The sequence below is a fragment of the Serratia proteamaculans genome (assembly GCF_013337185.1).
Classification (GTDB): Bacteria; Pseudomonadota; Gammaproteobacteria; order Enterobacterales; family Enterobacteriaceae; genus Serratia; species Serratia proteamaculans_D.
In genome coordinates this window covers 297,231-314,875 of sequence record NZ_SWDE01000001.1, presented here as the reverse complement: position 1 = coordinate 314,875, position 17,645 = coordinate 297,231, and the positions used below count along the sequence as shown (strand labels likewise).

The following is a 17,645-nucleotide window of genomic DNA, read 5'->3' as shown; positions in this document are numbered from 1 at the left end:
GGCACAATCCTTCTGGGGGGTTGTCTCACGGGATGACATAAAATGCTGAGACACTGGTCGAGATTACATGTAATAATCGGCGGCTGAATTACACCTAAACAGTTCAGCACGTTATAAACGTTAATGCGCTAGGCGAAAGGATTTTTTATGAAGCTGAAGAACACGATCATCGCATCAGCCTTGTTATCACTCACTGCGCTGTCTGCTCAGGCGGCACAAGAGTTAACTCCTGAAAAAGCAGCGGCGTTGAAGCCGTTTGATCGCATCACGATTACCGGCCGCTTTAATGCCATCAATGAAGCCGTTGATGCCGTATCCCGCCGTGCAGACAAACTGGGTGCAGACTCCTTCTATATCCAGGATAGCAACAACAGCAACAATGGCGGCAACTGGCGCGTCACCGCAGATCTTTATCATAAAGATGCGCCGGAAGTGAGCAAAGACCCGAAATACCGCGTAATTAACGGGGTGACCGAGCTGCCGAAAGAACAGGCCTTCCTGCTGGAGCCGTACGATACGGTGAGCGTCAGCGGTTTCTACCGCAGCCAGCCGGACATCAACGATGCCATCAGTAAAGAAGCGAAAAAGAAAGGCGCAGCCTCTTTCTTTATCGTGCGTCAGGTTGATGCCAACCAGGGCGGTAACCAGTTCATTACCGCTTATATCTATAAAGCCGATGCCCCTAAACGTGTCGTTCAGAGCCCGGATGCCATTCCGGCCGACTCTGAAGCCGGTAAAGCCGCACTGGCTGCCGGTGGCGCTGCTGCTGCCAAGGTTGAAATTCCGGGTGTTGCCTCTTCTGGCTCACCAAGTCGCGACGTAGGCCGTTTCTTCGAAACCCAGTCTTCTACCGGCAAACGTTATACTGTCACTTTACCGAACGGTACCCAAATTCAGGAAGTGAACAACGTGACTGCCGCGCAGATGGTGCCGTTTGATTCCGTGACCTTCACTGGCCACTTCAACAGCATGACTGACGTTTCCAGCGAAGTCGCTAAACGCGCAGCCGAGAAAGGCGCCAAATACTATCACGTGACCCGCCAGTGGCAGAACAAGAGCGGCGGCAACCTGACCGTCAGCGCCGATCTGTTCAAATAAGTTTCAATTTGCGGTTTACCATCGGGCAGCCATTGAGCTGCCCGTTTTTTTGTCGTTCACCGCCCTGCCAGTTGAATAGTTTTTTGTAAATCACGCATAGTTAATCATTGCATCCACACGCATCCAGCCGTAGAATTTGCGCCAATTTTTAGGGCTATTGTCTACTCGTTCAGTAATTGTCATTAGGTTATTACTGCCAAGCAGTTCCCTTCCAGTTGTTTATTCTGCGCTCAGGATCCGTCATTGGAAAAAAAACTAGGTCTTACCGCGTTAACCGCATTGGTGCTGAGCTCAATGCTGGGCGCCGGGGTTTTCAGCCTGCCACAAAACATGGCGCAGGTTGCCAGCCCGGCTGCCCTGCTATTGGGTTGGGCGATTACCGGCGTTGGCATCCTGTTTCTGGCTTTTGCCATGCTGTTGCTTACCCGCCTGCGCCCCGATCTGGACGGCGGCATCTTTACCTATGCGAAAGAAGGTTTTGGCGAGCTGGTGGGATTCTGTTCCGCCTGGGGTTACTGGCTGTGCGCGGTGATCGCCAATGTCTCTTATCTGGTGATCGTATTCGCCGCACTGAGTTTATTCACCGACCGCGGCGGCAACGTCATTCTGGGCGATGGCAATACCTGGCAGGCACTGCTGGCGGAGTCCGTATTGCTGTGGATCGTCCACGCGCTGGTGTTGCGTGGCGTGCAAACCGCAGCCAGCATCAATCTGGTGGCGACCCTGGCCAAGCTGTTGCCGCTGGGGATGTTTGCCGTGTTGGCGGCAATGGCGTTCAACATGGACGTCTTTACGCTGGATTTCCACGGCGTCGCTCTCGGTAAACCGGTGTGGGAACAGGTAAAAAATACCATGCTGATTACCCTGTGGGTATTTATCGGTGTGGAAGGCGCAGTGGTGGTTTCAGCGCGGGCGCGTCATAAAAAGGATGTCGGCCGTGCCACCATGCTGGCGGTGATCTCCGCACTGGCGGTTTACCTGCTGGTGACTTTGTTGTCCCTGGGGGTGGTACCGCGCAGCGAATTGGCCGAAATGCGCAATCCTTCCATGGCGGTGCTGATGGTCGACCTGATTGGCCCCTGGGGTGACGTGATTATCGCTGCCGGGCTGATTGTTTCGGTCTGCGGGGCCTATCTGAGCTGGACGATTATGGCCGCCGAAGTCCCGCTGCTGGCAGCACAACACGGCGCCTTCCCAAAGATTTTCTGCAAGCAGAACAAGAATCACGCGCCTTCGGCTTCACTTTGGCTGACCAATATTGCCGTGCAGTTCGCCCTGGTGCTGATCTGGCTGACCGGCAGCAATTATAATTCTCTGCTGACCATCGCCTCGGAAATGATCCTGGTGCCTTATTTCCTGGTCGGTGCCTTCCTGTTTAAGGTGGCGATCCGTCGTCAGGACAAACGGCTGATGTTCGCCGCCACAGGTGCCTGCCTGTACGGTATTTGGCTGCTCTATGCTTCTGGGTTAATGCATCTGCTGATGTCGGTGTTGCTGTATGCACCGGGGCTGCTGGTGTTTATCTATGCCCGAAGCGGACATAATGACGTCAAATTGCTGAATCGGCTGGAAAAAAGCAGTATTTTTCTGTTGTTGATGGCCACGGTCCCGGCCGGCTGGTTTATGCTGCAGTAAGTGAAGAATGGCCGGGTGGGATCACCCGGTCAGTTACTTTGAGATGTGCGCAGGCTGATGGTCATGCGTTCCCCAACCTGAGAGATAATCACTCCCTCGACGCACTCTTGTTGAATGGTCGCCAACTGCTGCGAGTCCAGAGCGTAAGGCAGCTTAATGTCGAATACTGCCAGCCCCTGCTGCTGGGCCAGATCGATCAGGCGCACGATGTTGGTTTCGTCGCTGACCTGGGTGGAAACCACCTGCAGCGCCAACGCTTTCAACTGTTCTTTCCGCGTTTGCGAAGCGGAAGCCTGTGATTTCAATACCATGCCAAAAAATGGCATCACGCCATAAATTGCATCAACAAAGCGCCAGTGCTTCTTGCACGATGCGGACAGAAAATCCATGTAATCAAAACAGATTTTCTCACTGCGGGCGACGGGTGCAAGGTGACTGCTGTTCATCCCTTCCTCTCATTGCCGTGTATTACATCCTGAAATGGATAATCGATGCGAAGCTTTAACGAATTTCCGCCGTATAATGGCATAATTCCCCTATTGTTTGCCAGTCTGTCCAGGAGCTTTAATCAATGGAACTTCACAACTCTGCACCGGTGCTGATTACCGGCGGCGCACGCCGGATTGGACTGGCGTTGGCAAGGTCATTCCTGCAACGCGATATTCCCGTGATCATTGCCTATCGCAGCGACTACCCGGCGCTGGGCGAACTGAAAAGACTGGGAGCAACCTGCATTCAGGGCGATTTCTCAACGCACGACGGTATCTACCGTTTCGCCGAGCAGGTCCGCCAGGCAGCGCCCAAACTGCGCGCGGTGATCCACAACGCCAGCGCCTGGCAGGCCGAATCGCCGGAAGTACCGCCGGAGCAAGTGATGGCGGCCATGTTGCAAATTCACGTTTATACGCCTTATCTGCTCAATCAACTGCTGGAAGCTTGTCTGTTGGGCCAGGGGCAAGCCGGCGCGGATATCATCCATCTGACCGACTATGTGGTAGAGAAAGGCAGCGACAAACACATTGCCTATGCCGCCAGTAAGGCCGCGCTGGACAATATGACCCGCTCATTTGCCCGCAAGCTGGCGCCCGAAGTGAAAGTCAATGCCATCGCACCGGCGCTGATTATTTTCAATCCGGGCGACGACGAGCATTATCGGCAACAGGCGTTGGCAAAATCCCTGATGAAAATCGCCCCTGGCGAGAGCGAAGTGGTCAATCTGGTGAACTATCTGCTGGACAGCCGCTATGTCACCGGCCGCACCCATGGTGTCGACGGCGGACGTCCGCTGCGCTAACGCACAGATCTGCATGGCGTATCGCGGAGCCCCGCGTTATGCTGAATTTCGTTATTCTGATAAAACCGCTGAATATGCATAAAATTGTTTTTGTAGAAGACGATCCCGAAGTCGGCAAACTGATTGCCGCCTATCTGGGCAAGCACGACATTGAAGTGTTGATTGAGCCACGCGGCGACAGTGCACAGGCACGCATCGAGCTGGAACAACCGGATCTGGTGCTGCTGGATATTATGTTGCCCGGCAAGGACGGCATGACGCTGTGCCGTGATTTGCGCCCAACCTTCCCCGGTCCGATCGTGCTGCTCACCTCACTCGACAGCGATATGAACCATATTCTTTCGCTGGAAATGGGTGCTAACGATTACATCCTGAAGACCACGCCACCGGCAGTGTTACTGGCGCGACTGCGTTTGCACCTGCGTCAGCATGGCGGCCAGCCAAAGGAAGAGTCGACGCAACCGCTCACTCAACACAACGCCCTGCACTTTGGCTTGTTATGCATTGACCCGGTCAACCGGCAGGTGACGCTGGGTGAAGAGGTCATCACCCTTTCCACCTCAGATTTTGATCTGCTGTGGGAACTGGCTACCCACGCAGGCCAAATAATGGATCGCGAAGCCCTGCTGCAAAACCTGCGTGGCGTGAGTTACGACGGCCTGGATCGCAGTATCGACGTGGCGATTTCCCGCCTGCGCCGCAAGCTGTACGACAATGCCCTGGAGCCTTTCCGCGTCAAAACCGTCCGTAATAAAGGCTACCTGTTCGCTCCAAATGCCTGGGAGTTCGTGCAGCAATGAGAAAGCTCTTTGTGCAGTTCTTCCTGCTGCTTTTCGTCTGTTTCCTGGTGATGGCGATGCTGGTGGGCCTGGTGTACAAAGTCACCGCCGAACGCGCCGGCCGCCAGTCGATGGACGACCTGATGAAAAGCTCGCTGTACCTGATGCGCAGCGAACTGCGGGAAATTCCGTTGAAAGACTGGAACAAGACCATCGCCACGCTGGACCTGAACCTGTCATTTAAACTGCACATCGAGCCGCTCGGTAAACAGGACTTGAGTGAAGATTTGAAAAAACGGCTGCGCCTTGGGGAGATCATCGCGCTCGACGACCAATACACCTTTATGCAGCGCATCCCACGTAGTCACTACGTACTGGTGGTCGGCCCGATCCCTTATCTGTTCTACCTGCACCAAATGCGGCTGTTGGATTTGGCACTGCTGGTGTTTATCGGCATGTCTCTGGCACTGCCGGTATTTCTGTGGATGCGTCCGCACTGGCAGGACTTGCTGAAGTTGGAAAATGCGGCCCAACGCCTGGGGGCCGGGCATCTCGATGAGCGAACCCATTTCGACCCTACCTCCAGCCTGAACCGGCTTGGCGTGGCGTTTAATCAGATGGCGGATAACGTCAATACGTTGATCGCCAGCAAGAAACAGTTGATCGACGGTATCGCCCATGAACTGCGCACCCCGCTGGTCCGGCTACGTTACCGTCTGGCGATGAGCGATAACCTTTCCGACAGTGAACAGCAGGCGCTGAATCGCGATATCGGTCAGTTGGAGTCACTGATCGACGAACTGCTGACCTATGCGCGTCTCGACCGTCCGCAGGTCGCGCTCAATATAGAACCGCTGGATTTACCCAAGTGGCTGGAAGACAAGGCTGACGACCTGCGCCTGATCCACCCGGAACGTGAAATCGAATTGAACATCCCGCACGTCGGTGATTTTGGCGGCGTCGATTTACGGCTAATGGAGCGGGTGCTGGATAATCTGGTGAACAATGCGCTGCGTTATAGTGAACAACGCTTGCGCATCGGCCTGTGGTTTGACGGTGACAACGCCTGCCTGCAGGTAGAAGATGATGGCCCAGGTATTCCACCGGAAGAACGTGAGCGGGTATTTGAGCCCTTTGTGCGTCTGGATCCCAGCCGCGATCGCGCTACCGGCGGCTGTGGACTGGGTCTGGCGATTGTTCATTCCATTGCCGTGGCCTACCAGGGCCAGGTCTACGTTGACGCCAGTCCTCTGGGCGGTGCCAGCTTCCGCTTCTGTTGGCCGCTCAAGCCCACTTTCAATTTAAAAGCAGACCCGGTGTAACCCCGTTGACGTAGCAGCATAAAAACGCCAAAGAGTTATCCGGTTTACAAAAAATGGAGCTAAACGATGACATCTGCACATTCCCCTTCTTCCTACGACGAGCTGCGTGCCATTTTCACCCGCCTGTCACGCTTCGGCCACCTCTCCGCCATTGCCGGCTGGGATATGCAGACCATGATGCCACCGGGCGGCAGCAAAGCACGCTCCGAGGCACTGGCTGAGCTAAGCGTATTGCAACACCAGATTTTAACCTCGGATAAAACCGGTCGTCTGTTTGAACGCGCGCAGCAAGAAACGCTGGACGACGTGGACCAGGCTAATTTGCTGGAAATGCGCCGCCAGTATGACAATGCGGTACTGGTACCAGAATCATTGGTCGAGGCTAAATCCCTGGCCGGCGCCCGCTGCGAGCACGCCTGGCGCTCCCAACGTCCCGCCAACGACTGGGAAGGCTTTGCGGAAAATCTGCGTGAAGTGGTCAAGCTGAGCCGTCAGGAAGCGCAGATCCGTGCCGAAGCGGCAGGTAGCAGTCGCTATGATGCCCTGTTGAACCTGTATGAACCGGGGATGCGTAGCAGCGACATTGACCGCATCTTTGGCGATTTGAAAACCTGGCTGCCCGACCTGCTGCAGAAGGTAGTGGCCAAACAGGCTCAGGAACCTTGTCTGGTTCCCCAGGGGCCGTTCAATGTGGAAACTCAACGTCAACTGAGCCTGAGCGTGATGAAGCTGCTCGGTTTTAACTTCGACGGCGGTCGCGTGGACGTCAGCGCCCACCCATTCTGCGGTGGCGTACCGGAAGATGTTCGCATTACCACCCGCTACAACGACAAAGAATTCCTGACCGCGTTGCTCGGTATCGTGCATGAGACCGGCCATGCTCGTTACGAACAAAATCTGCCACGCGAATGGTTGGGGCAGCCGGTAGCCCAGGCACGTTCTACCGCGATCCATGAGTCACAAAGCCTGCTGTTTGAAATGCAACTGGCACGCGGCAGCGATTTCCTGAAGATCCTGCGTCCACTGGTGATCAAACAATTCGGCGAGCAACCGGCACTGGAAGAAAGTAACTTCATCCGACTAAATCAACGCGTGAAGCCAGGTCTGATCCGCGTAGACGCTGACGAAGTGAGCTACCCGGCGCACGTGATCCTGCGTTATGAAATCGAGAAGGCTCTGGTCGAAGGCGAGATTGAGGCAGAAGATATCCCGGCGCTGTGGGGCGAGAAAATGCACGGCTACCTGGGCCTCGATACCATCGGCAACTACCGTAACGGCTGTATGCAGGATATTCACTGGACCGACGGTGCCTTCGGCTACTTCCCGACTTACACTCTGGGTGCCATGTATGCCGCACAACTGTTCCACAGCGTACGCAAAGCCCTGCCAACGCTGGACGCTGACATTGCCGAAGGCAACCTGGCCCCGTTGTTCCATTGGCTGAAACAGAATATCTGGCGTCACGGCAGCCGTTTCCCTACCGCAACCTTAATCACCAATGCGACCGGCGAAACCTTGAATCCTGACTATTTCCGTAAGCATCTGGAAAGCCGTTACCTGTAAGAACCCCAGGCACGGCTAACCCCGTGCCTTTTCCCCCCTGCTTTGCCATGAGTATTCCATAGCGCACTTTCCCTATCCAAGGCACCCAAGCCGCAGAGTGCGGGTTGGCTATTCACTATTAGTATGTTGTAACTAAAATAGGCTTGCCTGGGCGACAAACTCGCTTGGTTTAGCGGCCTGTTTTCGCGATGTACATTAGGTTACACGCCGAAACCAATCACTCACGGAAAGCATCACGATGATTGCCTACTATCTTATCACCGGCCCCGCAGTGGGCTTGATACATGATGAGTAATTTGAGGAATCAACAATGAAAAAAGTATTAGCTCTGGTTGTTGCCGCTGCAATGGGTCTGTCTTCTGTTGCCTTCGCTGCTGACGCTGCCACTACCACCACTACCGCACCAGCGGCGACGGCTACTACCACCATGGCTGCACCAGCCAAGACCACTCACGTGAAAAAACATCACGCGAAGAAAGCGCCGGTTCAAAAAGCCCAGGCCGCCAAAAAACACCACAAAGCTACCGCTAAAAAAGCACCGGCTCAGAAAGCCCAGGCAGCTAAAAAGCACCACAAAAAAGCCAGCCATAAAAAAGCGGCGTAACAGCAACTAATGTGAGGCTCCCCTCACCAGTTCAGGCTTGAGTTATCCAACACCCGGTTCGCCGGGTGTTTTTTCATCGGGGGTTCTCATCATGCTGCGTCGCTACTTATTTGAAATCATTTTGACCACGCTGATCCTCTGCGGACTGATTGCCGCCTTTTTTTATCTGTAGCTGTACAGCCCCTCTGGATTAGAAATTATTGAAAAATCAATCACTGCCCATCCACACGGCGACTAAATCAGTCTATAGTTACCATTCAGTGTGTTTATGGATGACCCGTATTTTCCAGGCAAGAAACCTATGCGCATAACCGTTTTGCTGTTGCTGTGCTCATTCCCGCTCGCACTCTCCCTCTCAGCACGGGCCGACAGCCCTTCCGATGCATCGAGCGCTGAGCAAACCCGCTTATTTTTTGGCAAAGATGAACGTATAAAAGTAACGGAAACCGACGGTTGGCCGTGGCAGGCAATTGGACAGGTGGAAACCGCCAGCGGTAACTTGTGCACCGCCACGCTGATCTCACCGCATCTGGCGCTCACCGCAGGTCATTGCGTGCTGGCGCCACCGGGGCAACTGGACAAAGCCATTGCACTTCGTTTTGTGGCCGGTAATAAGACCTGGAAATACCAGACCGACAACATTGAAACGCTGGTTGATCGCAAACTGGGCAAAAAACTCAAGCCTGACGGTGAAGGTTGGATAGTACCGCCTGCGGCGGCGGCCTATGATTTTGCCCTGATCCGTCTGAAGGATAAAAAAGCCTTGCCGATTAAGCCGCTGCCGTTGTGGCAAGGCGACAGCAAGGCGCTGACCCAGGCAATGAAACAAGCCAAACGGCTGATTACCCAGGCAGGATATCCGGAGGATCATCTGGATGACCTCTACAGCCACCAGAACTGCAAAGTGACCGGCTGGGCGCAACAAGGCGTCCTGTCGCACCAGTGCGATACTCTGCCCGGCGATAGCGGTTCGCCGTTACTGCTGAAAACTGCCGACGGCTGGCGGCTGATTGCCATTCAAAGTTCTGCACCGGCAGCCAAAGATCGTTACCGCGCCGATAACCGTGCGCTGGCAGTGACCGGTATTCGCGATGCGCTGGATGCGCTGGCTGCAGGAAAATAAACGCTTAACTCCCCCTTGAATAAAACGTCTGGGTTATCGGGCAGCCTGCAATCCAGGCTGCCCACGTCGCTTAACCCGAAAGCTGCTCGATAGTCTGCAGGATACGCTTGTCCGAGATCGGATAAGGTGTGCCCAGTTGCTGAGCGAACAGACTGACGCGCAGCTCTTCGATCATCCAGCGCACCTCTTTCACCTCGTCATCCTGCAGGCGTTTCGGCGGCAGTTTGTTCAGCCACTGCTGCCAGGCCTGCTGCACCTGCTCCACCCGTATCATTTGCGCGCGGTCACGGTGCGGATCGATGGCCAGCTTCTCCAGCCGACGTTCAATCGCCTGCAGATAACGTAGCGTATCCGGCAGGCGTTTCCAGCCGTTGTTGGTGACGAACCCACGATAAACCAGAGCGCCGAGCTGAGTTTTAATATCCGACAGCGCCAGCGCCAACGAGATATCAACCCGGCCTTTCAGGCGCTTGTTGATGTTAAACACCGCCGTCAGGATTTGTTCGACCTGTTTGGCGACGCCCACCACCGTTTCATTCAGTTCGCCGCGCACCAGCTCCTGAAGGCGGGCAAAGTTTTCCTCCTGCCACACCGGCCCACCGTGTTCTGCGATCAGCTTGTCGATGCCGCACGAGATACAATCGTCGATCAGATCCAGCACTCTGCCGTAAGGGTTAAAGTACAGCCCCAGCTTGGCCTTGTTCGGCAGCTTTTCATGCAGATATTTGATAGGCGAAGGAATATTCAACAGCAGCAGGCGACGCGTGCCCTGCCACATAGCCTGTCGCTGCTCTTGCTCGCTGTCGAACAGGCGGATCGCCACGCTGTCTTTTTCGTCCACCAGCGCCGGGTAAGCCTTCATCGAGTAGCCACCGCGTTTCTGCTCATAAAACTCCGGCAGTTTGCCAAAGCTCCAGATATGCAGATTGCTTTGTTCCAGCCCATCGTCTGCCACCGCCGACAGCGTTTCCTGCACCTTGTCCTTCAATTGCAGTTTCAGCGCCGTCAGATCTTTGCCTTCACGCAGGGTTTTGTGTTTTTCACCCACCACCCGGAATGTCATCTTGAGGTGATCGGGCACCTGATCCCATTGCCAGTCTTCACGTGACACCGTCACACCAGTCATACGACGCAGTTCGCGCTCCAGCGAATCCAGCAGCGGCATTTCCAGCGGCGTCGCCCGCCCCAGGAAAGCTTCGGCGTAGTTCGGCGCCGGTACAAAGTTGCGGCGTACCGGCTTCGGCAATGACTTGATCAGAGCAATGATCAGTTCCCGTCGAATACCCGGGATCTGCCATTCGAAGCCCTGTTGCTCAACCTGATTAAGAATAGGCAGCGGAATGTGTACCGTAACGCCATCGGCGTCGGTGCCCGGTTCAAACTGGTAAGTCAGACGCAGCTTGAGGTTGCCCTGGTACCAGGTGTTTGGGTAGTCCAGCGCACTGACCTGATTGGCACCGTCCTTGATCAGCATTTCTTTTTCAAAACTGAGCAGGTCTGAATTTTGCTTACCGGCGTTTTTCCACCAGTTATCGAAATGACGCCCGGACACCACATCGTTCGGAATGCGCTGATCGTAGAAGGCGAACAGGGTCTCGTCGTCCACCAGAATGTCACGGCGACGCGATTTATGTTCCAGCTCCTCCACTTCGGCACGCAGTTTCAGGTTAGCGGCAAAGAACGCATGGCGCGTCTGCCAGTCGCCTTCCACCAACGCATGGCGAATAAACAGCTCACGGCACAGCAGCGGATCAATGGTGCTGTAATTGACCGCGCGCGCGGCAACGATCGGTAACCCGAACAGCGTCACTTTTTCGCTGGCCATCACCGCTCCCTGCGATTTAGACCAGTGGGGTTCACTGTAGCTGTGCTTCACCAGATGCTGAGCCAGCGGTTCTATCCACTCCGGCTCGATACGTGCGGCAATGCGCCCCCACAGGCGGCTGGTTTCCACCAGTTCGGCCACCATGGTCCACTTCGGCGGCTTCTTGAACAGGCCGGACCCCGGGAAGATAGAGAAACGCGCGTTGCGGGCACCGGTAAACTCCTGCTTGTCGGCATCTTTCTGGCCGATGTGCGACAGCAACCCGGTCAGCAGCGCGGTATGCACGCTGCGGTAATCGGAAGGCTCGCTGTTAACCGGCAGCCCCAACTCTTTCACCACCTGGCGCAGTTGGGTGTAGATGTCCTGCCATTCGCGCACCCGCAGGTAGTTCAGGAAGTCATTGCGGCACAGCCGACGGAACTGGCTGGAGGAGTGCTCTTTTTGCTGCTCTTTCAGCCAGTCCCACAGGTTCACGTAGGCCAGGAAGTCCGAGTCTTTATCCGCGAAGCGACGGTGCTTTTCATCCGACGCCTGCTGTTTGTCCATTGGCCGCTCACGCGGATCCTGGATCGACAACGCCGCGGTGATAATCATCACCTCACGCACGCTACCGCTCTTCTGCGCTTCCAGCACCATACGCGCCAAGCGTGGGTCGATCGGCAACTGTGCCAATTGACGGCCCTGCGAAGTCAGCTGGTAATGGCCATTTTCTGCCGTTTTAATCGCCCCCAATTCTTCCAGCAGGCGCACGCCATCCAGAATATTGCGCTTGTCCGGCGCCTCGACGAACGGGAAAGCGGCGATATCCCCCAGCCCCAGCGAGGTCATCTGCAAAATCACCGACGCCAGGTTGGTGCGCAGGATCTCCGGATCGGTAAACTCCGGTCGCGACAGGAAATCCTGTTCCGCATACAGGCGAATACAAATACCGTCCGACACACGGCCGCAGCGGCCCTTACGCTGATTGGCCGAGGCCTGAGACACCGGCTCGATCGGCAGGCGCTGGACCTTGGTACGGAAGCTGTAGCGGCTGATGCGCGCCGTCCCCGGATCAATCACATACTTGATACCCGGTACGGTTAATGAGGTTTCCGCCACGTTGGTGGCCAGCACAATGCGCCGACCGTGGTGTGACTGGAACACCCGGTTCTGTTCGCTGTTGGACAGCCGGGCATACAGCGGCAAGACTTCGGTATGCGGCAGATTAAGGCGGTTCAATGCATCTGCGGTATCACGGATTTCGCGCTCACCGCTCATAAAGATCAGGATATCCCCCGGCCCTTCGCGGCCAAGTTCGTCCACCGCATCGAAAATCGCCTGCAGTTGATCGCGGTCGGTATCGTCGGCGTCGTCCACCACCGGGCGGTAACGGACTTCCACCGGATAAGTGCGGCCGGAAACTTCAATAATCGGCGCGTTGTTGAAGTGACGCGAAAACCGCTGCGGATCTATGGTTGCCGAGGTGATGATGACTTTCAGATCCGGGCGCTTGGGTAGCAGTTCGCGCAGGTAGCCGAGGATAAAGTCGATATTCAGGCTACGTTCATGCGCTTCATCGATGATCAGCGTATCGTACTGCATCAACAGCCGGTCCTGCTGGATTTCCGCCAGCAGAATGCCGTCGGTCATCAGCTTGACCAGGGTATTTTCCCCGACCTGATCGTTAAAACGCACCTTATAACCGACGCTGCCGCCCAATGGGGTTTCCAGTTCGTCGGCAATACGGTTGGCCACGGTGCGCGCGGCCAGACGCCGGGGTTGGGTGTGGCCGATCAGCCCTTTGACCCCACGCCCCAGTTCCAGGCAGATCTTCGGTAACTGGGTAGTTTTCCCCGAACCGGTTTCACCGGCAACAATCACCACCTGATGGTCACGGATCGCCTGCAGAATATCCTGCTTTTTCTGGCTGACCGGCAGGTTTTCAGGATAGGTTATTTTCGGGCAGGTCGCAGCGCGAGATTGCACCTTACGCAACGCCAGCGCCATGTCACTTTCGATTTCAACGGCAGCCGCCAATTGAGCATCGGGATTTTTGATTTTTCGTGCGCCCTGCAGCCGACGTTGCAGGCGCTGTTGATCACGGAGCATCAGCTCGCCCAGTTGGGCAGACAATGCCACGAGCGGAGATTTCACGTTCGGTATTCCTTGTTTCATCGCTGCTGTATCAAGCGTTAGCAACGGTTTGGTAATGAGTTAGCCAGTTTTCAGCTTTGGACGCGAAGAATATCACAAGCCGCTTTTTCCCCATAATCCCGCCGCTTAAGGCCGAAAAGGTTATTCAATAAAATCGAACAAAGGTCTCGAAATATTGCGCTATCACTGCCGGAAAAATGTGAATACAGTGTACTGCATGCAAGGGACGCACCGTCCTGATGTCACTGTCTTAACCTAAGGAATTACCGATGAGCAAAGTATTGGTTCTTAAATCAAGCATCCTGGCGGGCTACTCTCAGTCTAACCAACTGGCCGATTTCTTCGTTGAGCAATGGGCAAACGCTCATGGCAACGACACCATCACCGTGCGTGATTTGGCTGCTCAGCCAATCCCGGTACTGGACGGTGAGCTGGTTGGCGCACTGCGCCCTTCCGATACCCCGCTGACCCCACGTCAGACCGAAGCGCTGGCTCTGTCCGATGAGCTGATTGCTGAGCTGCAAGCCAATGACACCATCGTTATGGCGGCACCGATGTACAACTTCAACATCCCAACCCAGTTGAAAAACTATTTTGACCTGATTGCCCGTGCCGGCGTCACTTTCCGTTACACCGAAACCGGCCCTGAAGGCCTGGTGAAAGGCAAACGCGCAATCATCCTGACCAGCCGCGGCGGCATTCATAAAGGCACCCCGACTGACCTGGTAGAACCTTACCTGCGTCTGTTCCTGGGCTTTATCGGTATCACCGACGTTGAATTCGTGTTCGCAGAAGGCATTGCTTACGGCCCGGACGTTGCGACCAAAGCACAGGCCGACGCCAAGGCCTTACTGACTCAGGTAGTTGCCGCCTGATGTCTCTCGCTGGGGCGTAATGCCCAGGCGAAGCCACCACAGTATGACTAAAGTCCTGTCACACCTGCACTACCCTCATAAAAATCCAATGCTGTATTTTATTGCGCGCCCAAACGGCGCGCTTTTTTTATTTCTTCAGCCACTGGCCGTTGATACCACGCACGTATTCCCCAGCCGGGGCTCGCGTTACCAGTTTCTGCCCCGCCATGCGTGCCACATCGTCAATGGTGATATGGTTGCTGTCTGCCACTTGCTGGTATTTTTCGGTACGTCCGGCATTAATGTTTTTCACCAGCGTCAGCGTTTCCGCATCCTGCTTCACCGGCGCGATATAACCGCTGAGCGTTTCCCCCACGCGGCCCTGCTGCTTGGCCTCATCGAGCGTCAACGCCATCGCCATGCTGCTGAACATCCAGGCGGCGGCCATCAAGCCTAAATAACGTTTTTTCATGTTGGCTCCTAGAAAAGGCCGCTTTGGGTTTTCAGCAGATTATCGACGTCCTTATCCACCTTGATGTGGATCTCATGCTCGATCTTCACGTTCATGTTGATGGTGATCGGATCTTTAGGCGTTGCGACCTCGATGCGCGGCACGCAGCCGCTCAGCAAAAACGTGCCCAGCACGGCGACCAGCAATGGCCTGCTGATGATTTTCATGGTTGTTCCCCAGGTTTTGAGAGGGCCTGTTCCAGCCACTCCTGTAAATTGTCGCCAAAGCGCAGACTGCGCCACAGCTGAAACACGTTTTCCTGATGGCTATAGTTCAGGATAACTTCTCGTTTGGCACTTTTTTGCGGATTAACCCCATCAATGCGCGCCTTCAGCGTCAGCTCACCGAGGTTGTCGAGATCAACCCTGGCTTTCGAGCGGTTAATCTCCATATAGCGCAGCCAGTCGATCGCCGCGCCGGTCGCCAGATTATTGCTGCCGATGGCATCGGCCATATCCTTGTCCAGCCGCAGCGTCAGCATGCCCGAGTTGGCGATCCACCCATTGCGCACCAGCCATTTGGGATGATTCAGATACAGCGGCAGTTCGCCATCCACTCGCCCGGACATGGCAAACTGTTTTGGCTTCAGCGCGGTAAACAAGGCGCTGAGATCGACTTTATCCAGTTTCAATACAGCGGCGTCATGCTGCGGCATACGCAGCGCCGACAGGCTGATATGACCGTTTAACGCATCCATCCCCACGTTGCTCAGCGTCAGCGGTGCCTGTTCGCTGTAAGGGTAAGTCCCCTGCAAATCGGCAGTAATATTCTGCATTTCAAACAGGTTGCTAATCGACTTGATGCGTAACATCACCGGCTTTTTGGCTCCCAACTGCCAAAGATGATTTTTCAGTCGGTAGGACATCACAAAGTCCAGGCCGCTCATCTCGCCGTCTTTCAGCCACATGCCGCCGTTTTTCACCACCCAGTGGCCACCGGCTTCAAAGCCCTGTACCCGGGCAGCAGAAAAAGCAGACTGGGCATAAAACTCGCCGTCGCGCAGTTTGATATTCAGATCCGGTGAGATCAAGGGTTGGAACACTTTCAGCGATTGTTTCGGCCACCAGCCTTCTCCGCGCAAACGCTCACCATCCCAGCGGCCCCGCAGTGCTATCGGCCCAATCTGTTCCGCCTGCAGTTTGCCCTGTAGCTGGAAGCTGTCCGGCGCCTTGCCCTTGAGCTGCAGGGCCAGCACCGGCGCCGGCAGGTAACCCCCATTGGTGAAGCTCACCTTGCCGGAAACCAGTTGCAGTTCACCATTGAATGCCGGGGCCAGCTGGTCACGCTGCCAACGCAGCGGTTGGCTAAGGCTGAGGCGCGGTGCGTCTACCGTCACCATGCTGTACTTCAACTGATCAAAGCCGGTAGAGAGACGATCGAGCACCAGGGTACTGTCCTGCCAACTGCCGCTGCCGGCAACGTCCCAGGCGGCCTGTAGCGGCGGTAACTGGCCGTTACCCCAGTAGCGCCATTGCCAGTTGCCGTGGTCCGGCCAAAAATCCTGGGCCTTGCCATCCAGATGCAGTTTAAAACGGCCCCAGTAGCTGTCGCTGGCATTAATGATCGCCTGCAGGCGGCCGGTGATGCCGCCCGCGGTGACCTTTACGCCGGCCAGCGGCAACCGCGCCTCTTCCAGTTTCATTTCCGGTGTGGCGTTGCCCCACAAACGCAGCAGTGACCCAGACTGCAACACCAGCGTCGGGTTAAGAATAGTGCCGCTGATGATGCCAGGGATTGAAGCGGTCATGGAAAAGTCGGCCATATTCGCCTGACCGGTCAGTTGGAAGCGTAAGTCGCTGTCAATCAGCCCGACCTTACCCGGCCCCAGCGTCAACACCGCGTTGCCTTTGCCGTTGTGGCCGTCGGTGATCACATTTAAACGGGCGCTGATCTGGGCTTCATCAAAGCCTTTGCTCCAGTCATGCAGCGCGATGCTCAACCCGCCGTTAAGCGGTTGCTGACTGTAGGGCCAGCGCCACTCGCCCTGCTTGATACTGACCTGCTGCGGATTGATTTCCCACGGCAAGGTGGCCAAAGGTTTCTCTGCCCCCTTTTCCGTCAGCGTCATCACCCCCTGCTGCTGTTGCCAACGCATATCCACCAGCAAAGGTTTTTCCAGATAAGCGGTCTGCAGTTCGCCCTGCAGTGCGCCTTGCGTCGGCATGCTGTCCAAATCCAGCGGAATGCTGATTTTGCCGGTCAGATGCAGCGGCTGCGGGCTGTTGGGCGCAGTGAGAGTCAAGCTGTTCAGCGTCAGTTGCTGATGTTGATCCAGCAGCGCGTCAACGCTGATGTTGGGTCCTTGATATTGCAGGCTCTGGCCTTCTGGCGTGGCATGTATCTGCAGTTTACCGGCATAGAATTGCCACGGCAGCACCGAGAGATCCTTGATGGTGATATCCAGCAGCGGTAGTTGTTTTTGCAGTTGGTCCAGCGCCAGGGGGGCACTGTTAGCCTCATCGGCAGGCAATTTTGATAAACATGCAGTATCGATATGCAGTTTGTCGCTGATCAGTTGCCAGCGGCCCTGCTGATAAGCCAATCGGGTTGGGCCGGCGCTGGCAAGCAGGCAGTCTTGCGCTAAAAAGCGGGCGCCATCCAGCTGCAAAGCGCCTTGCCGCCACTGGGGTTTGCCCTGCAAAACCAACTGGCTGCCCTGCGGTAACCAGTGCGAGAGCACACGCGGCAGCCAGCGCGGCAGAGTTTGCCACAGCGCCACCAGCAGGATCAGCACACTCACCACAATCCCTATGAATACTTTCAATCGCTTAGTCATTAAATGATTGTTTCATTCCTGAGTTAGGCGCCCTTTACCCGGGCCAAAGGCCATTTAGGCTAAGTCTATGCCTGAATTGGCAATAATGATGGCATGAATTTGACATAGGGTGAAGCCGAGACCGAAGA

General features: G+C 55.6%; 14 protein-coding genes. 9 read left to right on the top strand and 5 right to left on the bottom strand.

The features are described 5' to 3' along the window. Window positions 1-147: 147 nt before the first annotated feature. On the top strand, window positions 148-1,098 hold the full coding sequence (gene ydgH / locus FCL49_RS01545; protein ID WP_135316729.1) for a DUF1471 family protein YdgH: 951 nt from the start codon (window positions 148-150) through the stop codon (window positions 1,096-1,098). Between the two features lie 243 nt (window positions 1,099-1,341). Continuing rightward, on the top strand, window positions 1,342-2,733 hold the full coding sequence (locus tag FCL49_RS01540; protein WP_174352123.1) for an amino acid permease: 1,392 nt from the start codon (window positions 1,342-1,344) through the stop codon (window positions 2,731-2,733). A gap of 29 nt (window positions 2,734-2,762) precedes the next feature. Here the strand turns inward: FCL49_RS01540 and FCL49_RS01535 are convergent, their stop codons facing one another. After that, window positions 2,763-3,179 carry a hypothetical protein gene (locus FCL49_RS01535; RefSeq protein ID WP_174352122.1) on the bottom strand — a complete coding sequence of 139 codons (417 nt, stop codon included), beginning with the start codon at window positions 3,177-3,179 and terminating at the stop codon, window positions 2,763-2,765. Window positions 3,180-3,304: 125 nt separating this feature from the next. On the opposite strand from FCL49_RS01535, the gene folM reads away from it, so the two are divergent. The 6 genes from folM to FCL49_RS01505 all read left to right on the top strand — a co-directional run bounded on the left by folM (window position 3,305) and on the right by FCL49_RS01505 (window position 9,418). Further along, window positions 3,305-4,027, top strand: a complete 723-nt coding sequence (folM, locus tag FCL49_RS01530) for a dihydromonapterin reductase (protein WP_174352121.1) — start codon at window positions 3,305-3,307, stop codon at window positions 4,025-4,027. A gap of 74 nt (window positions 4,028-4,101) precedes the next feature. Next, the gene (gene rstA, locus FCL49_RS01525) at window positions 4,102-4,827 is read left to right on the top strand and encodes a two-component system response regulator RstA (RefSeq protein ID WP_135316823.1); all 726 of its coding nucleotides are present in this window, start codon (window positions 4,102-4,104) and stop codon (window positions 4,825-4,827) included. Next, entirely contained in the window at window positions 4,824-6,128 is a 1,305-nt protein-coding gene (gene rstB / locus FCL49_RS01520; RefSeq protein ID WP_174352120.1) for a two-component system sensor histidine kinase RstB, read from the top strand. The genes rstA and rstB overlap by 4 nt, the downstream gene beginning before the upstream one ends. A gap of 66 nt (window positions 6,129-6,194) precedes the next feature. Next, entirely contained in the window at window positions 6,195-7,691 is a 1,497-nt protein-coding gene (locus FCL49_RS01515; RefSeq protein ID WP_174352119.1) for a carboxypeptidase M32, read from the top strand. 310 nt (window positions 7,692-8,001) lie between these two features. Continuing rightward, entirely contained in the window at window positions 8,002-8,295 is a 294-nt protein-coding gene (asr, locus tag FCL49_RS01510; RefSeq protein ID WP_135316734.1) for an acid resistance repetitive basic protein Asr, read from the top strand. Between the two features lie 301 nt (window positions 8,296-8,596). Further along, window positions 8,597-9,418, top strand: a complete 822-nt coding sequence (locus FCL49_RS01505) for a trypsin-like serine peptidase (protein ID WP_174352118.1) — start codon at window positions 8,597-8,599, stop codon at window positions 9,416-9,418. A 70-nt stretch (window positions 9,419-9,488) separates the two neighbouring features. Here the strand turns inward: FCL49_RS01505 and hrpA are convergent, their stop codons facing one another. Continuing rightward, the gene (hrpA, locus tag FCL49_RS01500) at window positions 9,489-13,376 is read right to left on the bottom strand and encodes an ATP-dependent RNA helicase HrpA (protein ID WP_174352117.1); all 3,888 of its coding nucleotides are present in this window, start codon (window positions 13,374-13,376) and stop codon (window positions 9,489-9,491) included. A 269-nt stretch (window positions 13,377-13,645) separates the two neighbouring features. Here hrpA and azoR point away from each other — a divergent pair, with 269 nt between their 5' ends. Further along, a complete protein-coding gene (gene azoR, locus FCL49_RS01495) occupies window positions 13,646-14,251 on the top strand; it encodes an FMN-dependent NADH-azoreductase (protein WP_174352116.1) in 606 nt (201 codons plus the stop codon). A 127-nt stretch (window positions 14,252-14,378) separates the two neighbouring features. Here the strand turns inward: azoR and FCL49_RS01490 are convergent, their stop codons facing one another. Genes FCL49_RS01490 through FCL49_RS01480 form a run of 3 tightly spaced genes read right to left on the bottom strand, consistent with a single transcriptional unit; the run spans window position 14,379 to window position 17,517 of the window. Further along, entirely contained in the window at window positions 14,379-14,702 is a 324-nt protein-coding gene (locus FCL49_RS01490) for a YdbL family protein (RefSeq protein ID WP_174352115.1), read from the bottom strand. An 8-nt stretch (window positions 14,703-14,710) separates the two neighbouring features. Further along, a complete protein-coding gene (locus tag FCL49_RS01485) occupies window positions 14,711-14,908 on the bottom strand; it encodes a YnbE family lipoprotein (RefSeq protein WP_174352114.1) in 198 nt (65 codons plus the stop codon). Then, window positions 14,905-17,517, bottom strand: coding sequence for a YdbH family protein (locus FCL49_RS01480; protein ID WP_174352113.1), 2,613 nt, complete (start codon window positions 17,515-17,517; stop codon window positions 14,905-14,907). Before FCL49_RS01480 ends, FCL49_RS01485 begins: the two co-directional genes overlap by 4 nt. Window positions 17,518-17,645 lie beyond the last annotated feature (128 nt).

Bases quoted from the DNA above. Each gene is read 5' to 3' on its own strand.
- azoR (WP_174352116.1), top strand. From the start codon at position 13,646: ATGAGCAAAGTATTGGTTCTTAAATCAAGCATCCTGGCGGGCTACTCT.
- rstA (WP_135316823.1), top strand. From the start codon at position 4,102: ATGCATAAAATTGTTTTTGTAGAAGACGATCCCGAAGTCGGCAAACTG.
- folM (WP_174352121.1), top strand. From the start codon at position 3,305: ATGGAACTTCACAACTCTGCACCGGTGCTGATTACCGGCGGCGCACGC.
- FCL49_RS01485 (WP_174352114.1), bottom strand. From the start codon at position 14,908: ATGAAAATCATCAGCAGGCCATTGCTGGTCGCCGTGCTGGGCACGTTT.
- asr (WP_135316734.1), top strand. From the start codon at position 8,002: ATGAAAAAAGTATTAGCTCTGGTTGTTGCCGCTGCAATGGGTCTGTCT.
- FCL49_RS01505 (WP_174352118.1), top strand. From the start codon at position 8,597: ATGCGCATAACCGTTTTGCTGTTGCTGTGCTCATTCCCGCTCGCACTC.
- ydgH (WP_135316729.1), top strand. From the start codon at position 148: ATGAAGCTGAAGAACACGATCATCGCATCAGCCTTGTTATCACTCACT.
- FCL49_RS01490 (WP_174352115.1), bottom strand. From the start codon at position 14,702: ATGAAAAAACGTTATTTAGGCTTGATGGCCGCCGCCTGGATGTTCAGC.
- FCL49_RS01480 (WP_174352113.1), bottom strand. From the start codon at position 17,517: ATGACTAAGCGATTGAAAGTATTCATAGGGATTGTGGTGAGTGTGCTG.
- FCL49_RS01515 (WP_174352119.1), top strand. From the start codon at position 6,195: ATGACATCTGCACATTCCCCTTCTTCCTACGACGAGCTGCGTGCCATT.
- rstB (WP_174352120.1), top strand. From the start codon at position 4,824: ATGAGAAAGCTCTTTGTGCAGTTCTTCCTGCTGCTTTTCGTCTGTTTC.
- FCL49_RS01535 (WP_174352122.1), bottom strand. From the start codon at position 3,179: ATGAACAGCAGTCACCTTGCACCCGTCGCCCGCAGTGAGAAAATCTGT.